The 14,486-nt window shown below is 65.0% G+C and carries 15 protein-coding genes; 1 reads left to right on the forward strand and 14 read right to left on the reverse strand.

Going from position 1 to position 14,486, the window contains the following annotated elements:
- Nucleotides 1-132 precede the first annotated feature (132 nt).
- From dapF to FDN03_RS16895, 12 genes are all read right to left on the reverse strand, one after another.
- On the reverse strand, nt 133-1,062 hold the full coding sequence (dapF, locus tag FDN03_RS00875) for a diaminopimelate epimerase (RefSeq protein ID WP_138173206.1): 930 nt from the start codon (nt 1,060-1,062) through the stop codon (nt 133-135).
- A gap of 29 nt (nt 1,063-1,091) precedes the next feature.
- On the reverse strand, nt 1,092-2,012 hold the full coding sequence (gene miaA, locus FDN03_RS00880) for a tRNA (adenosine(37)-N6)-dimethylallyltransferase MiaA (protein WP_138173208.1): 921 nt from the start codon (nt 2,010-2,012) through the stop codon (nt 1,092-1,094).
- A gap of 7 nt (nt 2,013-2,019) precedes the next feature.
- Complete coding sequence (miaB, locus tag FDN03_RS00885; RefSeq protein ID WP_281283957.1) at nt 2,020-3,549, reverse strand: tRNA (N6-isopentenyl adenosine(37)-C2)-methylthiotransferase MiaB; 1,530 nt, start codon at nt 3,547-3,549, stop codon at nt 2,020-2,022.
- A 114-nt stretch (nt 3,550-3,663) separates the two neighbouring features.
- The gene (locus FDN03_RS00890; RefSeq protein WP_246049776.1) at nt 3,664-4,530 is read right to left on the reverse strand and encodes a regulatory protein RecX; all 867 of its coding nucleotides are present in this window, start codon (nt 4,528-4,530) and stop codon (nt 3,664-3,666) included.
- Between the two features lie 6 nt (nt 4,531-4,536).
- Nucleotides 4,537-5,589 (reverse strand): recombinase RecA, encoded by a 1,053-nt coding sequence (gene recA, locus FDN03_RS00895; protein ID WP_138173212.1) that lies wholly within the window; start codon nt 5,587-5,589, stop codon nt 4,537-4,539.
- A gap of 215 nt (nt 5,590-5,804) precedes the next feature.
- Complete coding sequence (locus FDN03_RS00900) at nt 5,805-6,026, reverse strand: DUF3046 domain-containing protein (protein WP_138173214.1); 222 nt, start codon at nt 6,024-6,026, stop codon at nt 5,805-5,807.
- A 91-nt stretch (nt 6,027-6,117) separates the two neighbouring features.
- Nucleotides 6,118-6,546 carry a helix-turn-helix transcriptional regulator gene (locus FDN03_RS00905; RefSeq protein WP_054821044.1) on the reverse strand — a complete coding sequence of 143 codons (429 nt, stop codon included), beginning with the start codon at nt 6,544-6,546 and terminating at the stop codon, nt 6,118-6,120.
- Between the two features lie 193 nt (nt 6,547-6,739).
- Complete coding sequence (locus FDN03_RS00910) at nt 6,740-7,237, reverse strand: CinA family protein (protein WP_138173216.1); 498 nt, start codon at nt 7,235-7,237, stop codon at nt 6,740-6,742.
- 84 nt (nt 7,238-7,321) lie between these two features.
- Nucleotides 7,322-7,918: a CDP-diacylglycerol--glycerol-3-phosphate 3-phosphatidyltransferase gene (pgsA, locus tag FDN03_RS00915; RefSeq protein WP_138173218.1), complete on the reverse strand. Its 597-nt coding sequence runs from the start codon at nt 7,916-7,918 to the stop codon at nt 7,322-7,324.
- A gap of 3 nt (nt 7,919-7,921) precedes the next feature.
- Nucleotides 7,922-10,807: a DNA translocase FtsK gene (locus FDN03_RS00920; protein ID WP_138173220.1), complete on the reverse strand. Its 2,886-nt coding sequence runs from the start codon at nt 10,805-10,807 to the stop codon at nt 7,922-7,924.
- A gap of 141 nt (nt 10,808-10,948) precedes the next feature.
- Nucleotides 10,949-11,305, reverse strand: a complete 357-nt coding sequence (locus tag FDN03_RS16685) for a hypothetical protein (protein ID WP_249354151.1) — start codon at nt 11,303-11,305, stop codon at nt 10,949-10,951.
- 8 nt (nt 11,306-11,313) lie between these two features.
- Nucleotides 11,314-11,436 carry a hypothetical protein gene (locus tag FDN03_RS16895; RefSeq protein WP_283205470.1) on the reverse strand — a complete coding sequence of 41 codons (123 nt, stop codon included), beginning with the start codon at nt 11,434-11,436 and terminating at the stop codon, nt 11,314-11,316.
- Nucleotides 11,437-11,447: 11 nt separating this feature from the next.
- Between FDN03_RS16895 and FDN03_RS16690 the strand changes: the two genes are divergently transcribed.
- Nucleotides 11,448-11,732, forward strand: a complete 285-nt coding sequence (locus tag FDN03_RS16690; protein WP_249354154.1) for an SUMF1/EgtB/PvdO family nonheme iron enzyme — start codon at nt 11,448-11,450, stop codon at nt 11,730-11,732.
- Between the two features lie 70 nt (nt 11,733-11,802).
- On the opposite strand, the gene FDN03_RS00930 is transcribed toward FDN03_RS16690, so the two are convergent.
- The gene (locus FDN03_RS00930) at nt 11,803-13,509 is read right to left on the reverse strand and encodes a ribonuclease J (protein ID WP_054820580.1); all 1,707 of its coding nucleotides are present in this window, start codon (nt 13,507-13,509) and stop codon (nt 11,803-11,805) included.
- Nucleotides 13,510-13,529: 20 nt separating this feature from the next.
- Complete coding sequence (gene dapA, locus FDN03_RS00935; RefSeq protein ID WP_054820581.1) at nt 13,530-14,441, reverse strand: 4-hydroxy-tetrahydrodipicolinate synthase; 912 nt, start codon at nt 14,439-14,441, stop codon at nt 13,530-13,532.
- Between the last annotated feature and the right edge of the window lie 45 nt (nt 14,442-14,486).

Raw genomic sequence — 14,486 nt, forward strand, 5'->3', positions numbered from 1 at the left:
CGTCGCTGAATAACAGCACGAGTCATGAACCGGCCTGAAGGTCGGGGCTCCCGGGGAACGGCAAGGCGACCACGCGCCCATTCGGATGCGGGGTCGCCTTGTTCTGCCTATCTTGACAAAGTCAGCAACATATCAGTCGCGGGTCAATACTCCGCGCCCGACCAGGACCGCTGGGCCGCTGAGGATGACATCGTCGGTGCCATCCTCGTTCTTGCGGAAAGCCACCCCCACTTGTCCGCCGGGGATGTTCACCACCCAGTCATCGATTACCGTGGTCGAACCGGCCCAATAGCGGACCGCCGCCGCTGCGGCACAGGCTCCGGTGCCGCACGAGAGCGTCTCCCCGACCCCGCGCTCGTGAACCCGCATGGTCACGGCCCCAATCCCTTCGGAGACCAACGGCTCGGCCGGCACCACGAATTCCACGTTCGTCCCGTGTTCGGGCACCGGATCCACCGCGGGCGCGACGCTCAGATCCAGGGCCGAGAGCTCCTGCATCTCGGCCAGGGCCACCACGGCGTGCGGATTGCCCATGGTGATGGACAAGGCCGGGCGCCCCTGCTCCCAGCCGTGGGCTCGCACCAGGCTGTCCAGCGCGTTGTCGTTGGCCTGTTCGGAATGGATCAGCCCCCAGGGACCCAGGTTGACCGCATACCCGTCCTCCAGCCGGGTCACCTGCTTCACCCCGGCACGGCTGCCAATCTGTAGGGTGCTGCCCACCGGCAGGTCCACCAGCTGCTCCTGGATCAGGAAATGCACGAACAGGCGCACCCCGTTGCCGCACATTTCCGCGATGGACCCGTCGGCGTTGCGGTAGTCCATGAACCAGTATGCGTCGGGCTGCGCCTCCACCTGGTAGGCGTACTCCTCCACCGCTGCGGTGGGCACGGCACGTATGACCCCGTCACCGCCGAGCCCGAAGTGCCGGTCGGCCAGCGCGGCCACGTGCTCGGCCTGCAGCACCAGCTGGTCCTGGGGATCGGAAATAAGCACGAAGTCGTTGCCGGTGGCGTGGCCCTTGGCATAGGACAGGCCGGTGAGCTGATCAAGTGCATGAGCCATGGGGGTGTCCTTTGCTGGCGGTGGTTTCGCTAGTGCGCGGCGGCGTCGCTGGAGACAAGTTCCAGCGCCCGCTCTATGGTTCCATCCTCGGTGGGGTCCAGCCAAGTAACCCGGTCATCTGCCGAAAACCAGGTAATCTGGCGACGGGCGAACTTGCGCGTGGCCACAATGGTGGCGTCGATGGCCTGCTCGCGGGTGAGCTTCCCATCGATCAGGTCAATGTACTGCTGGTAGCCGATGGCCCGGGACGCGGTTTTCCCCTTACGCAGCCCCCGATCAAGCAGGCCACGCACCTCATCTTCCAGGCCCTGTGCATCCATGTGATGCACCCGGGCGGCCAGACGTTCATGCAGTGCCGGCCGGTCCAGGTTCAACCCGATTTGGATGGCCGGCTGGAAGTACTGGCGTTGGGGCATATAGGAGCTGAACGCACGCCCGGAGATCTCATGGACCTCCACGGCGCGGATGGCGCGGCGCAGGTCCAGGTTCCGAGCCGCCGAAACCGGGTCCACCGCGGCCAGGTGCGCGCGCAGCGGCGCTTCACCTTCGTGATCCACCTGCTCTTCCAGACGCCGGCGCACCTGCGGATCAGTGGGCGGGAAGTCGATGACATCCAGTGCCGCACGCACATAGAGCCCGGAGCCGCCGACCATGACCGGCACCCGGCCGCGGGAACGGATCTGCTCAAAGCAGATGCGCGCCTGTTCCTGGAAACGGGCCACCGATGCCTCCTCGGTGATGTCCATGATGTCCATCAGGTGGTGTTCGATGCCGCCGCGCCCCCCCAGTGGCAGCTTGGCGGTGCCGATGTCCATCCCACGGTAGAACTGCAGGGCGTCGGAGTTGACGATCTCCCCGCCCAGCTGTTGGGCCAGGGCGATCGCCAGATCCGATTTTCCGGTGCCGGTGGGCCCGACGACCGCGATCACCGGCAGGTATGCTGCATCCACGTCCCGGCTACTTGCGCACCATCAGGGTGGGCATGCCCAGGCTGGTCTTGCCCGGGGTGCTGTTGCCGCCGGAGGCCGGCACCCCGCAGCTTTCGGCCTGAGCGCGGTCCCATGCGTCCCCGGCCCGCGAACGGCGCAGCGAGTACTGTTCCAGGCTGGGGTCGGAGATCAGGTGGAATGCGGCGGCCTCGGTGATCGGCAGGGTCACCAAGTCGCCCGGGCGCGGGCTCTGGGCACCTTCGGGCACCGAGAAGTGCACCAGACGCTGGTCCTGGGAACGCCCGGCCAGACGGTGAGTTTCCTCGGACTTGCGCCCAGACTGTTCGGTGACCAGTACCTCCACGGTGCGGCCCAGTTGCTTGGCGTTCTCTTCCTTGGCGATGCGGTCCTGCAACGCGGTCAAACGTTCGAAGCGTTCCTGGACCACGGCCTTGGGCAGCTGCTCCTCCATGGTGGCCGCAGGGGTGCCCGGGCGCGGCGAGTACTGGAAGGTGAACGCGGAGGAGAACCGGGAGGCTTCGACCACGTCCAGGGTGGCCTGGAAATCCTCTTCGGTTTCACCGGGGAAACCGACGATGATGTCGGTGGTGATCGCCGCGTGCGGGATCCGCTCGCGCACCTTGTCCAGGATGCCCAGGAATTTCTTGGAGCGGTACGAGCGGCGCATGTCCTTCAGCACCTTGTCCGAACCCGACTGCAGCGGCATGTGCAGCTGGGGCATGACGTTCGGGGTTTCGGCCATGGCCTCGATGACGTCATCGGTGAACGCGGCCGGGTGCGGGCTGGTGAAGCGCACGCGTTCCAGGCCCTCGATCTCACCGCAGGCGCGCAGCAGCTTGCCGAAGGCCAGCCGGTCCCCGAACTCGACACCGTAGGAGTTCACGTTCTGGCCCAGCAGGGTCACCTCGATGGCGCCGTCGGCGACCAGGGCCTTGATTTCTGCCAGGATCTCCCCGGGACGGCGGTCGCGCTCCTTGCCGCGCAGGGAGGGAACAATGCAGAAGGTGCAGGTGTTGTTGCATCCCACGGAGATTGACACCCATCCGGCATACACGGATTCGCGGCGGGTGGGCAATGTGGAGGGGAAGACGTCCAGGGTCTCCAGGATCTCCAGCTCGGCCTTCTTGTTATGGCGTGAGCGAGCCAGCAGGGTCGGCAGTGAGCCGATGTTGTGGGTTCCGAAAACCACGTCCACCCAAGGCGCCTTCTTCAGGATGGTGTCCCGGTCCTTCTGGGCCAGGCAGCCGCCGACGGCGATCTGCATATTCGGGCGTTCGCGTTTCAGCGGGGCCAGGCGTCCCAGGTTGCCGTAGAGCTTGTTGTCCGCGTTTTCGCGCACGGCACAGGTGTTGAAGACGATCACGTCGGCCACGTCATCGACCTGCTCGTCGGGTTTGCGGCTCAACCCGGCATCTTCGAGCAGGCCGGAGAGCCGCTCGGAATCGTGCACGTTCATCTGACAACCGAAAGTGCGCACCTCATAGGTGCGGGGCAGGTTTTCGTCGTCAATCGGGGTCAGGGTTGCTTGCTCAGTCACCATTCAAGGTTACCGAATCTTACCGGTCTGGACATCTTAGCCTTGGCTGTTCTGAGCGCCGGCTAAGACGTCGGTAGCCGTCGGGGGCCGCGGCTGCGTATCCGCGCGTTGGCCCTAGTGTTCGCCGAAGCGGGCGTCCCATTCCTCACGCGCGACGCGGAAGGCCATGGATCCGTTGTAGCCCTTGCGCCCTAGCATCCCAACCAGTCGGCGCAGTGCCTTTGCGCGGTCTACCCCCATGGATGCCGGACGGAGTTTGGTCCGGGCCAATTCGCGGGCCCGCTCTTCCTCGTCCGCGTCATCCACTTGTTCCAGGGCCATCTGGGTGATTTCGTCATCGACTCCCTTGGACCGCAGTTCATGCTTCAGCGCCTGGCGAGCCAGCCCCCGGGTTCGGGTGCGGGCGCGGACCCAGGCGTCGGCGAACTTTTGGTCATCCACCAGGTCAACCTCGATGAAGCGTTCGATGACCTCATCGGCGATGGCCTCGGGACACTCCTTGTCCAGCAGCTTGTCCTTCAGCTGCTTCGCGGACTTGTCGCTGGCGGTCAGCTGGCGCAGCAGGATGGCGCGCGCCTTCTCCCGCCATTGGTCATCGCTGAGTTCTTCGGGTTCTTCGGTTTCCCGCTGTGCCGTGGACAGGCGCTTGGCGGAGCGCTTCTTTTTTTCGGCCTTCCGCGGCGGAGCGGGTGATTGCATGATCCGCTCCATGGAGGCACGCAGCTCCTCCACCGTGGCTGGCGACCCGTCCTCCGCACCAGCCACTTGCGCGGACGCGAGTGGACCGGACGTCGCGGTGGAAGGTGTGCCTGCGGAGGCATCCGCCGCAACAGAATCGTCGTCTACGTCCTGCTCGTCGGGGTCGGGTCTGGCCCAGTCGGGCATCTCCTGCGGGTCACCGAAGAACTCATCGGATACGCGCTCGGCGCCGTACCCGGAAGAGTTTCCGGGTACGGCGCCGCGTTTCTTGCGTGGGGGCACTGCTACTTACTCGCCTTCGACGACGCGCAGGCCTTCGGTGTCCTCGCCCTCGGCCTCTGGCATTTCCACAATGCCCAGCTTCTGCTTGATCTGCAGTTCCAGCTCGTTGGCCAGGTCCGGGTTGTCGCGCAGGAAGCGGCGGGCGTTCTCCTTGCCCTGCCCCAGCTGGTCGCCGTCATAGGTGAACCAGGCACCGGACTTCTTGACCAGCCCGTGCTCCACGCCCATGTCGATGAGGCTGCCTTCACGGGAAATACCCACACCGTAGAGGATGTCGAACTCGGCCTGCTTGAACGGCGGGGCCATCTTGTTCTTCACGATCTTCACGCGGGTACGGTTGCCGACCGGGTTGGCGCCTTCCTTCAGCGTCTCAATGCGGCGGATGTCCATGCGCACCGAGGCGTAGAACTTCAGCGCCTTACCACCGGTGGTGGTTTCCGGGCTGCCGAAGAACACACCGATCTTTTCACGCAGCTGGTTGATGAAGATGGCGGTCGTCTTCGAGGCGGAAAGGCGACCGGTGATCTTGCGCAGCGCTTGGGACATCAGGCGTGCCTGCAGACCCACGTGGCTGTCGCCCATTTCGCCTTCGATTTCAGCCCGCGGCACCAGGGCGGCCACCGAGTCGATGACGATGATGTCCAGGGCGCCGGAGCCGACCAGCATGTCCATGATTTCCAGGGCCTGCTCACCGGTGTCCGGCTGGGAGACCAGCAGGGCGTCGGTGTCCACGCCCAGCTTCTTGGCGTATTCGGGATCCAGGGCGTGCTCGGCGTCGATGAACGCCGCGATGCCGCCGGCCCGCTGCGCGCTGGCTACGGCGTGCAGGGCCACAGTGGTCTTACCCGAGGATTCCGGGCCGTAGACCTCCACCACGCGTCCGCGCGGCAGTCCGCCAATGCCCAGGGCCACGTCCAAGGCGACCGAACCGGTGGGAATGGCTTCGATGGGCGCGCGAGTGTCATCGCCCAAACGCATGACCGAGCCCTTGCCGAATTGCTTGTCAATCTGGCCGAGGACTGATTCGAGCGCCTTTTCCCGATCATTTTTTGCTGCCATGGTTCACCTTTAAGTCGTCGTGGCTACCTGGGTATGCCTATCGATATTTGTCTTACTGCTCTCCACAGTAGGACTGCGCTCCGACACTTTGGACTCGATGACGCCAAGTGTGGAGAAGTTTTGTGTTTTTCTGCGCTTGCGCGTGTGTACGAAAACAACGGTATCCGAACACGTGTTCGAAATCAAAGCTTCTGCCTTCGAACACGCCGGGAAGTTTATTCCTTGATTTCGATGTCCGGGCCCAGCCAACGGTCCGTCGGCACTTCCTGTATGCGGCAGACCGCTTCCCACACTGTTTTCGGGTCGATTCCGCGCTCCAGCGCCTGGGAGGCGTTCAGACTGCCCAGCTCGGTGAGCGCCAACGAGCCGGCCAGCACCCGGGAGTACCGGGGACCGAACTCATGCTCCATGTTTCGCCAAAAATCGCTTAATCGCACGTAGATATTCTTTCACGAAATACCGGCAGGACCCCCGCCCAAGGCGAAGGTCCTGCCGGTGTTTTAGAAGTTTGAAATGCCGGGATGTTGATTAGTTGGATGCCGAAGCCAGCGGCTTGTTGAAACGCTCCGGAAGATCGGTGGCGAATTCGCTGGACAGCTCGGAGGGGATGGTGTCCGGGATGGTGATGCCTTCAGCCAGTGCGATGCGTTCGGAAACCTCACGCAGCATCAGTGACAGTGGCACCTCCAGGGCGATGCAGATCGAGGACAGCAGTTCGCTGGAAGCCTCCTTCTGACCGCGTTCGACTTCCGAAAGGTAGCCGAGGGACACACGGGCACTATGGGAGACCTCGCGTAGAGTGCGGCCCTGACGCTGACGGACGTCGCGTAGGACATCACCGATTTCGTGACGGAGTACTACCATTTTGTGCTCCTCCTTCTCGTGCTGGACCTCAGCTGGTTGGCCCATGTCGCGCCAACGGACAACTCCATTGACTGTGACGGGTTGCTTAACCATGTGTGTTGCCTTTGCTCCTGGGTCCTAAATTCGGGTCTGAGACCCGGCCGAGATACCCTCGGCCGTTGTCTGTTTCAACGGTGCCACCGGGTCTTTTGTTCCCGGTACCCTTACCCTAATCAATACTTTGCGACGAACGCCACATCACCAGCCAATTAACGGGAACTGTTGCGATATGTGTTGCCGCTTCTAATTATTTCGAGCCAGCCTGTGAATTTTCTTGGCCGAGCATGGCAACTAGCTGTTGCAGCGCGGCCGTGGTGCTCTGCTCCCGGATCCGTTGCCGGCTGCCGACGAAGTGGTGGAGCACCGACCCGGCCTGCGTGGCGGTGGCCCAGCCGATGTAGACGGTGCCCACGGCCTTGCCGTCGTGCGCGGCCGGCCCGGCAACGCCCGTGGCCGACACCGCCACATCGGCGCCGCACGCCTGCCGGGCGCCGACGGCCATCAGCCGCGCGACCTCCGGGTCCACCGAGCCGTGGGTGGAGAGCAGCTCGGCCGGCACATCCAACAGTGAGGCCTTGACCTTGGAGGAATAGGAGACCACCCCGCCCTGCAGCACGGCCGAGGAGCCGGGCACCGAGGCGAGGGTGGCGCTGATCATGCCGGCGGTCAGCGATTCGGCCGTGGCGATCTGCCGCCCCGTGGCCCTGGCCAGCTCAACGACCCGAGTTGCTAGTTCCGTATGCATGCTCCTGCCTTCCCTCCACGTGTCCTACATGTTCTAATCCTTGGTCGGCCGGCGGCGGTGGGCCTGGCCGTATCCCTTGGCCGCCTACTGGGTCCGGCGCGCGTTTGAGCGCAGCTTCGCCGCCTTCACGACGTAGTCCAGTCCGGTCAGCACGGTCACCGCGACGGTGAGCAGCATGATGATCCAGGCGGTGGTGCCCAACCAGTCAATGGTGTGGGTGAACGGCAGCAGGTAGAGGATGATGGCCACGGTCTGCAGCACGGTCTTGACCTTCCCGCCCATGTCCGCCGCGATCACCCCGTAACGGATGACGGCGAAGCGCAGCAGGGTGATCCCCCACTCACGCACCAGGATCACGATCGTCACCCACCAGGGCAGTTCGCCGATGATGGAGAAGACCACCAGCGCGGAGCCGGTGAGCAGCTTGTCCGCGATCGGGTCGGCGATCTTGCCGAAGTTGGTGATCAGCCCGCGGCTGCGGGCCAGGTCCCCGTCCAGCTTGTCGGTGTACATGGCCACGGCGAAGATCGCCACCGCCACCCAGCGCCACACCCCCTGGGTGGAGTTGTCGGCCAGCAGCGCCCAGACGAAGAAGGGCACCATGATGATGCGCACCGTGGTGAGCACGTTGGCGATGTTCAGCGTGGGAACCGGGGCTTCACCGCTGGAGGGGTTGGTCATCAATTACCGTCCTGTCAGGTTCCAGGCGTCCTCGCCCGATTGGTCGTCACCGTCGTAGTAGTCCACCGCGGCCTCCCGGCTGTCCAGGTCCGCGGCCACCTCGTCAACCGGGCCAGCGTGGTTCACGTTGGCCTCGTCCACCAGCGCCTGCTCGGCGGCGGTGGCCTGGTGGCTGGCCGCCTCGTCTCCGCGCATGGCGGCGAGCACCGCCGGCAGGTCGTCCGGCTTGACCAGCACGTCGCGGGCCTTGGAGCCCTCCGAGGGGCCGACCACGCCGCGCGATTCCATCAGGTCCATCAGGCGTCCGGCCTTGGCGAAGCCCACGCGCAGCTTGCGCTGCAGCATCGAGGTGGAGCCGAACTGGCTGGTGACCACCAATTCGGTGGCCTGCAGCAGCAGCTCCAGGTCGTCTCCAATGTCCTCGTCGATCTTCTTCTTCTCGGCCGTGGGCACCACGTCGTCGCGGTATTCGGGCTGCAGCTGCTCCTTGACGTGCTTGACCACGCGCTGGATCTCCGACTCGGTGACCCAGGCGCCCTGCACGCGCATCGGCTTGGAGGAGCCCATGGGCAGGAACAGTGCGTCACCCTGGCCCAGCAGCTTCTCCGCGCCGGGCTGGTCCAGCACCACGCGCGAGTCGGTGACCGAAGAGGTGGCAAAGGCCATGCGGGAGGGCACGTTCGCCTTGATCAGGCCGGTGACCACGTCCACCGAGGGGCGCTGGGTGGCCAGCACCAGGTGGATGCCGGCGGCACGGGCCAGCTGGGTGATGCGCACGATCGCGTCTTCGACGTCGCGTGGGGCCACCATCATCAGGTCGGCGAGCTCGTCGACGATCACCAGCAGGTACGGGTAGGGCTTGAGCACGCGCTCGGATCCGGCCGGGACCTGCACCTTGCCCGCGCGCACCGCCTTGTTGAAGTCATCGATGTGCTTGAACCCGAAGTTCGCCAGATCGTCGTAGCGGGTGTCCATTTCCCGCACCACCCAGGCCAGCGCCTCGGCGGCCTTCTTCGGGTTGGTGATGATCGGGGTGATCAGGTGCGGCACGCCCTCATAGGCGGTGAGTTCCACGCGCTTGGGGTCAACCATCACCATGCGCACCTCATCCGGGGTGGCGCGCATCAGGATCGAAGTGATCATGGAGTTCACGAACGAGGACTTACCCGCACCGGTGGCACCGGCGACCAGCAGGTGCGGCATCTTGGCCAGGTTGGCGACCACGAAGCCGCCCTCGACGTCCTTGCCCACGCCCATCACCATCGGGTGGGCGGACTTCTTGGCGTTGTGGCTGCGCAGCACGTCGCCCAGCGCCACGATTTCCTTGTCGGTGTTCGGAATCTCGATGCCGATCGCGCTCTTGCCCGGGATTGGGGAAAGGATGCGCACATCGGAGGAGGCGACCGCGTAGGAGATATTCTTGGACAGGGCGGTGACCTTCTCCACCTTGGTGCCCGGGGAGAGTTCGATCTCGTAGCGGGTGACCGTCGGGCCGCGGGAGAACCCGGTGACCTGGGCGTCCACCTTGAACTGGGTGAGCGTGTTGGTCAGCGCCGCGACCACCGCATCGTTGGCCTCGGAGTGTTCCTTGGCCGGCGGGCCGGCAGGCAGGTAGTCGTTGGAGGGCAGCGTGTAGGTCACGTCGCCGGAGAGCTGCAGCTGTTCGGTGCGCTGCGGGATGGGACTCAGCGGCGGGGTCGGCTTGGTGCGGTCCAGCGCCACGGTGCTCATCGCATCGGTGGCCGCCTCCGGTTCGTCCTTGCCCAGGCCCACCTGGTTCATGATGGCCGCCATCTCGGCCTCGGCCTTGGTGGGGCGCTTAACTCCCGGCGGCGGGGTATCCGGGGCCGGGTGGCTGATCGCCTCGGTCGCCGGTTCGGCGTCCAGGCCGGCTTCGCCGTGCAGTTCGGGGATCTTGTCCAGGGAGACGGTGGCGGCATCGTCGATGACCGCCTTGTCGTAGGCCACGTCCCCGACGCGCTCGTGCTCCACTTCCCCGTCCACGTCGTAGACTTCGGTGGCCTTCTTGGCCTTGGGCTTGAAGAACGAGGACTTCTTCTTCTTGGGGGCCGGGGCGGGCTCGGGTTCCCCATACAGGTACGACTGGTCGTGCTCCTCAGCGTGCGGGTCCAGGTCGCTGACCTTCGGGGCCACCGCGGTGCGCGGGGCGTTCGGGTCCTGGCCGAGCAGCCGGTTGTAGCCTCCACGGATCCGCGTGGGGATCTGGGTGATGGGAGTGGCGGTGACAATCAGCAGCGACATGAACAGCAGGAAGATGAACACGGCCATGGCTCCGGGGACCGTGATCAGGGACGCCAGCGGAGGCCCGAGGATGGCTCCGCTCATCCCGCCGCTGGTCCACAGGGTCTCAAAGTCGGAGGACACCGCCGGGGCGCCGGCGGCCAGGTTCGCCACCGCGGCCCCGGATAGGGTCATCACCAGCAGGCCGATGCCGATGCGGTTGTTCGCCGCATCGTTCTGCGGGTAACGGAAGAGCCGGGCGGCGCCGATCAGCAGGATCGGGGGCAGCATGACGGCCATGAAGCCCAGCGAACCTCCGGCGACCGCGTGCACGCCGCGGCCAAACCAGCCGACATCGCGCAGTCCCCACCATTCGACGATGGCGACCAGGATCGCGATCAGGGTCAGGAACAGTCCCGTACCGTCACGGCGCACCTCATAGTCAGGGCGGACGTTGCGCCCGATCTTGCGGAACGCGCCGCCAACCACCCGGGCAATGCCCATCCAGAAACCGAGGATGGCGCGCAGCGGCAGCGCCAGCTCATTCTCTGGATTCTCGGGGGTCTTCTTCTTGGACGCGGCACTCGATCCCCGCGGTTTGCGCGTGGAGGAGGTCTTCGCGCCCTTTGATTGGGTACGTGGAGCCATATAACTAGGGTATCGCCCCAATTTGTGCGCTACCCGAATTTACACGGAACAGGCCTGTAACCCTGTGCTGGATGCTCATCACAGCGCCCCCACCGCGCACCTGCAAGACCTGCTCTTTCACGGCCAGGGCCATGACAGCTTTCACGGGCCATGGGTCTGTACCGCGTCACGTCGCGGCAGGTATTTCAGGATTCCGCAGGTGGCCACCCCCGCCACGAGCATGCTCAAGACAACAAACATCGCGGCAACCAGCAACGGCCAGGCCCCGTCGTTCACCGTCAGGGCTCCTGCGCCCCAATACAGTCCCGGCAGGACCGCCCCCAGTCCCGCGCCCATGGCCGAAAGACGGGCCTGGCGCCACCCGCTGCTTCCGGGGCGGCGTTTTTCGACGAAGCTCAGCAGCAGGGCTGCACCGAGGATCGGCGCCGCGGCAAGCAGGACCCCGAACACTCCCCCATACGCCAGGCCCACCACCACCGAGGCTACGGAGGCGGCCATCCCCTGCTCTATATTGCGGGCAGCATCAAATACGCGCCGAGAATGGCGCCCAGCAGCGCGCCGATCAGCACACCCACCACCAACTGGTAGCGAAAGAGCCGCCCGACAGGTTCGGCAGCAAGATGTTTCATGGACACATCCTATGAACTTCAGGATCGCTTTCCACACGGAGACCTGTTCGCCGCCGGGTTGTCGTCCGAAGAAATCAGCCCGAACCATTTTCCAAGGTGCTGCTACAGACACTGCTAGGAATGATTCACGCTGGGTTGGCACCACCCCGGTAGGGCTGTTCCCGCCACACGGATTCGGGCTGTTCGACATGATCGGCAATGTCTGGGTGTGGACCGCGGACTACTGGATATACCGCCACCTGCCGGCTCGCAGCCCGCTGGGCCGGTTGTTGGACCGGCATGCCGCTGTCACTTAACAACATCAGCCCCCACAATTTTTCCGAATCAACTCAGAAAAACGGCGGGGGCTCACGTTATGGGCAGCGTTTACGCTTCGAGCACGACCGGCACGATCATCGGGCGTCGGCGCAGCTTGCGCGACACCCAGGAACCAATGACGCGGCGGGTGATCTGCTGCAGCTGATGGGTGGTGTGCGACGGGTTGTTCGCCACCGCCTCCACGATTGCCGCTTCGATCTTCGGCTTGATCTCGTCAAAGACCTTGTCGTCCTCGGCCACGCCGCGGGCGTGGATGTCCGGTCCGGTGATCACGGTGCCGTTCTGGCGGTTGATCACGGTGATGACCGAGATGAACCCCTCCTCGCCGAGCACCACGCGGTCCTTCAGGTCATCCTCGGTGATGGTGCCGACCTTGGAGCCGTCCACGTACACGTAGCCGCAGTCGACCTGGCCGACCAGCTGGGCGACCCCGTCCTTCAGGTCGATGACCGAACCGTCCTCGGCCAGGATCACGTTCTCCTCCGGCACCCCGGACTGCGCGGCCAGCCGGCCGTTGGCGATCAGGTGGCGGGTTTCACCGTGCACCGGCATGACGTTCTTCGGGCGCAGGATGTTGTAGCAGTACAGCAGCTCGCCGGCCGAGGCGTGCCCGGAGACGTGCACCTTGGCCATGCCCTTGTGGATCACCTCGGCGCCCAGGCGCATCAGGCCGTTGATGACGCGGAACACCGCGTTCTCGTTGCCCGGGATGAGGCTGGAGGCCAGGATCACGGTATCCCCGGCGCCGACCTCGACCTTGTGGGTGCCGTTGGCCATGCGCGACAGGGCGGCCATCGGTTCGCCCTGCGAACCGGTGGACATCAGCACGATCTTGTGGTCCGGCAGCTGCTCTACCTGCTTGAGGTCAACCAGCACGTTCTGCGGCACATGCAGGTAGCCCAGGCGCTCGGCGATGCCCATGTTGCGCACCATCGAACGTCCAATGAAGGCGACCTTGCGGCCGTGAATCGCCGCGGCATCCAGCACCTGCTGCACGCGGTGCACATGCGAGGAGAAGGAGGCGACGATGATCCGGCGGCGGGCCTTGGCGAACTGTGCCTCGAGCACCGGGCCAATGTCCTTCTCGTGCACGGTGAAGCCGGGCACCTCGGCGTTGGTGGAGTCCGGCAGGAACAGGTCCACGCCCTCCTCGCCCAGACGGGCGAAGTGGCGCAGGTCGGTGATGCGCCCGTCCAGCGGCAGCTGATCCATCTTGAAGTCACCGGTGTGCAGCACGGTTCCGGCCTTGGTGCGGATGAACACCGCCAGCGCATCCGGGATGGAGTGGTTCACGGCCACGTATTCGCATTCGAACGGGCCGATCTGGGTGACCTCGCCCTCCACCACGACGGTGGAGTTGGCCTTCAGGCGGTGCTCGGCCAGCTTGGCCTCCACAAACGCCAGGGTCAGCTTGGAGCCGTAGATCGGGATGTCCTCGCGCAGACGCAGCAGGTAGGGCACCGCACCGATGTGGTCCTCGTGGCCGTGGGTGAGCACCATGCCCACCACGTCGTCCAGGCGGTCCTTGATGTAGGAGAAGTCCGGCAGGATCAGGTCCACGCCGGGCTGGTGCTCCTCGGGGAAGAGCACGCCGCAGTCAACGATCAGCAGCTTCGAGTCGATCTCGAAGACCGCCATGTTACGGCCGACCTCGCCCAGACCGCCGAGCGGGACCACACGCAGGGTGCCCTTCTTGAGTTTGGCAGGTGTCTGCAGCCGTGCAGTATCAGCCTTGCCGACAGAGGATTCGGTCATGAACGAAAACGCCCTTTCTTTTACAGATCCCAGCCGCCCTCACGAAGGTCGGAACGAATGGCATCGAGTTCGGCGTCCGACGGCGCGAACAGCGGCAGCCGGACGGTGTTGGTCGGCAGGACACCCTGCCAGTGAAGAATGTGCTTTGCCGCCACGGCCCCCTGGATGTGGCCCATGACGGCGCGCTGGATCGGGTCCAGCTCGAAGTGGGTGGCGCGCGCGGTGGCCAGGTCCCCGGCCAGCATGGCGTCCACCAGCTTGCGGTACTGGGCCGCGGCCACGTGGGCCGAGACCGAGACGACGCCCACGGCCCCGGCTGCCATCAGCGGCAGGGTCAGCCCGTCATCCCCGGAGTACACGTGCAGGTCGGTGTTGGCCAGCACGGTAGTCGTGGACTGGTAGTCGGCCTTGGCGTCCTTCAGTGCGATGACCTGCGGGATGTCGGCCAGGCGGATCAGGGTTTCGGCGGCGATGGCGATCCCGGCGCGGCCCGGAATGTCGTACATCATGATCGGCAGGTCCACCGCGTTGGCGATGGCCTCGGTGTGTGCGACGATGCCGGCCTGGCTCGGCTTGTTGTAGTACGGTGCGGTGACCAGGATGCCGTCCACCCCGGTCTTGGCGGCTTCGCGGCTGAGGTTGATCGAGTGCCGGGTGTCATTGGTGGTGGAACCGGCCAGGACCTTGGCCCGGTCCCCCACGGCTTCCACGACGGCGCGGAACATGCCGATGTTTTCCTCATCGGTCAGCGTGGAGGTTTCGCCGGTGGTGCCGGTGACAACCAGGCCGTCGCATCCGTCGTCCACGAGCTTGTTGGCCAGCTTGGCTGCGGCGTCATAGTCAACTTCACCATCGGTGGTGAAGGGGGTGACCATCGCAGTCAGTACGGTGCCAAACGGGTACGTGGAGAAATCGGATGCACTAGAAGCCATGATTCAAATCTACACGTCGCACCGTGCCGATAGCATCTTCTTGTT

Origin of the sequence: Glutamicibacter sp. V16R2B1 (genome assembly GCF_005774635.1) — a bacterium.
Lineage (GTDB): Bacteria > Actinomycetota > Actinomycetes > Actinomycetales > Micrococcaceae > Glutamicibacter > Glutamicibacter creatinolyticus.

Coding starts and splice junctions, on each gene's coding strand:
- dapF (WP_138173206.1), bottom strand. CDS start 1,062: ATGGCTCATGCACTTGATCAGCTCACCGGCCTGTCCTATGCCAAGGGC.
- recA (WP_138173212.1), bottom strand. CDS start 5,589: ATGGCAGCAAAAAATGATCGGGAAAAGGCGCTCGAATCAGTCCTCGGC.
- FDN03_RS00905 (WP_054821044.1), bottom strand. CDS start 6,546: ATGGTTAAGCAACCCGTCACAGTCAATGGAGTTGTCCGTTGGCGCGAC.
- FDN03_RS00910 (WP_138173216.1), bottom strand. CDS start 7,237: ATGCATACGGAACTAGCAACTCGGGTCGTTGAGCTGGCCAGGGCCACG.
- pgsA (WP_138173218.1), bottom strand. CDS start 7,918: ATGACCAACCCCTCCAGCGGTGAAGCCCCGGTTCCCACGCTGAACATC.
- FDN03_RS00920 (WP_138173220.1), bottom strand. CDS start 10,807: ATGGCTCCACGTACCCAATCAAAGGGCGCGAAGACCTCCTCCACGCGC.
- FDN03_RS16685 (WP_249354151.1), bottom strand. CDS start 11,305: ATGGCCGCCTCCGTAGCCTCGGTGGTGGTGGGCCTGGCGTATGGGGGA.
- FDN03_RS16895 (WP_283205470.1), bottom strand. CDS start 11,436: ATGAAACATCTTGCTGCCGAACCTGTCGGGCGGCTCTTTCGCTACCAG.
- FDN03_RS16690 (WP_249354154.1), top strand. CDS start 11,448: ATGAACTTCAGGATCGCTTTCCACACGGAGACCTGTTCGCCGCCGGGT.
- FDN03_RS00930 (WP_054820580.1), bottom strand. CDS start 13,509: ATGACCGAATCCTCTGTCGGCAAGGCTGATACTGCACGGCTGCAGACA.
- dapA (WP_054820581.1), bottom strand. CDS start 14,441: ATGGCTTCTAGTGCATCCGATTTCTCCACGTACCCGTTTGGCACCGTA.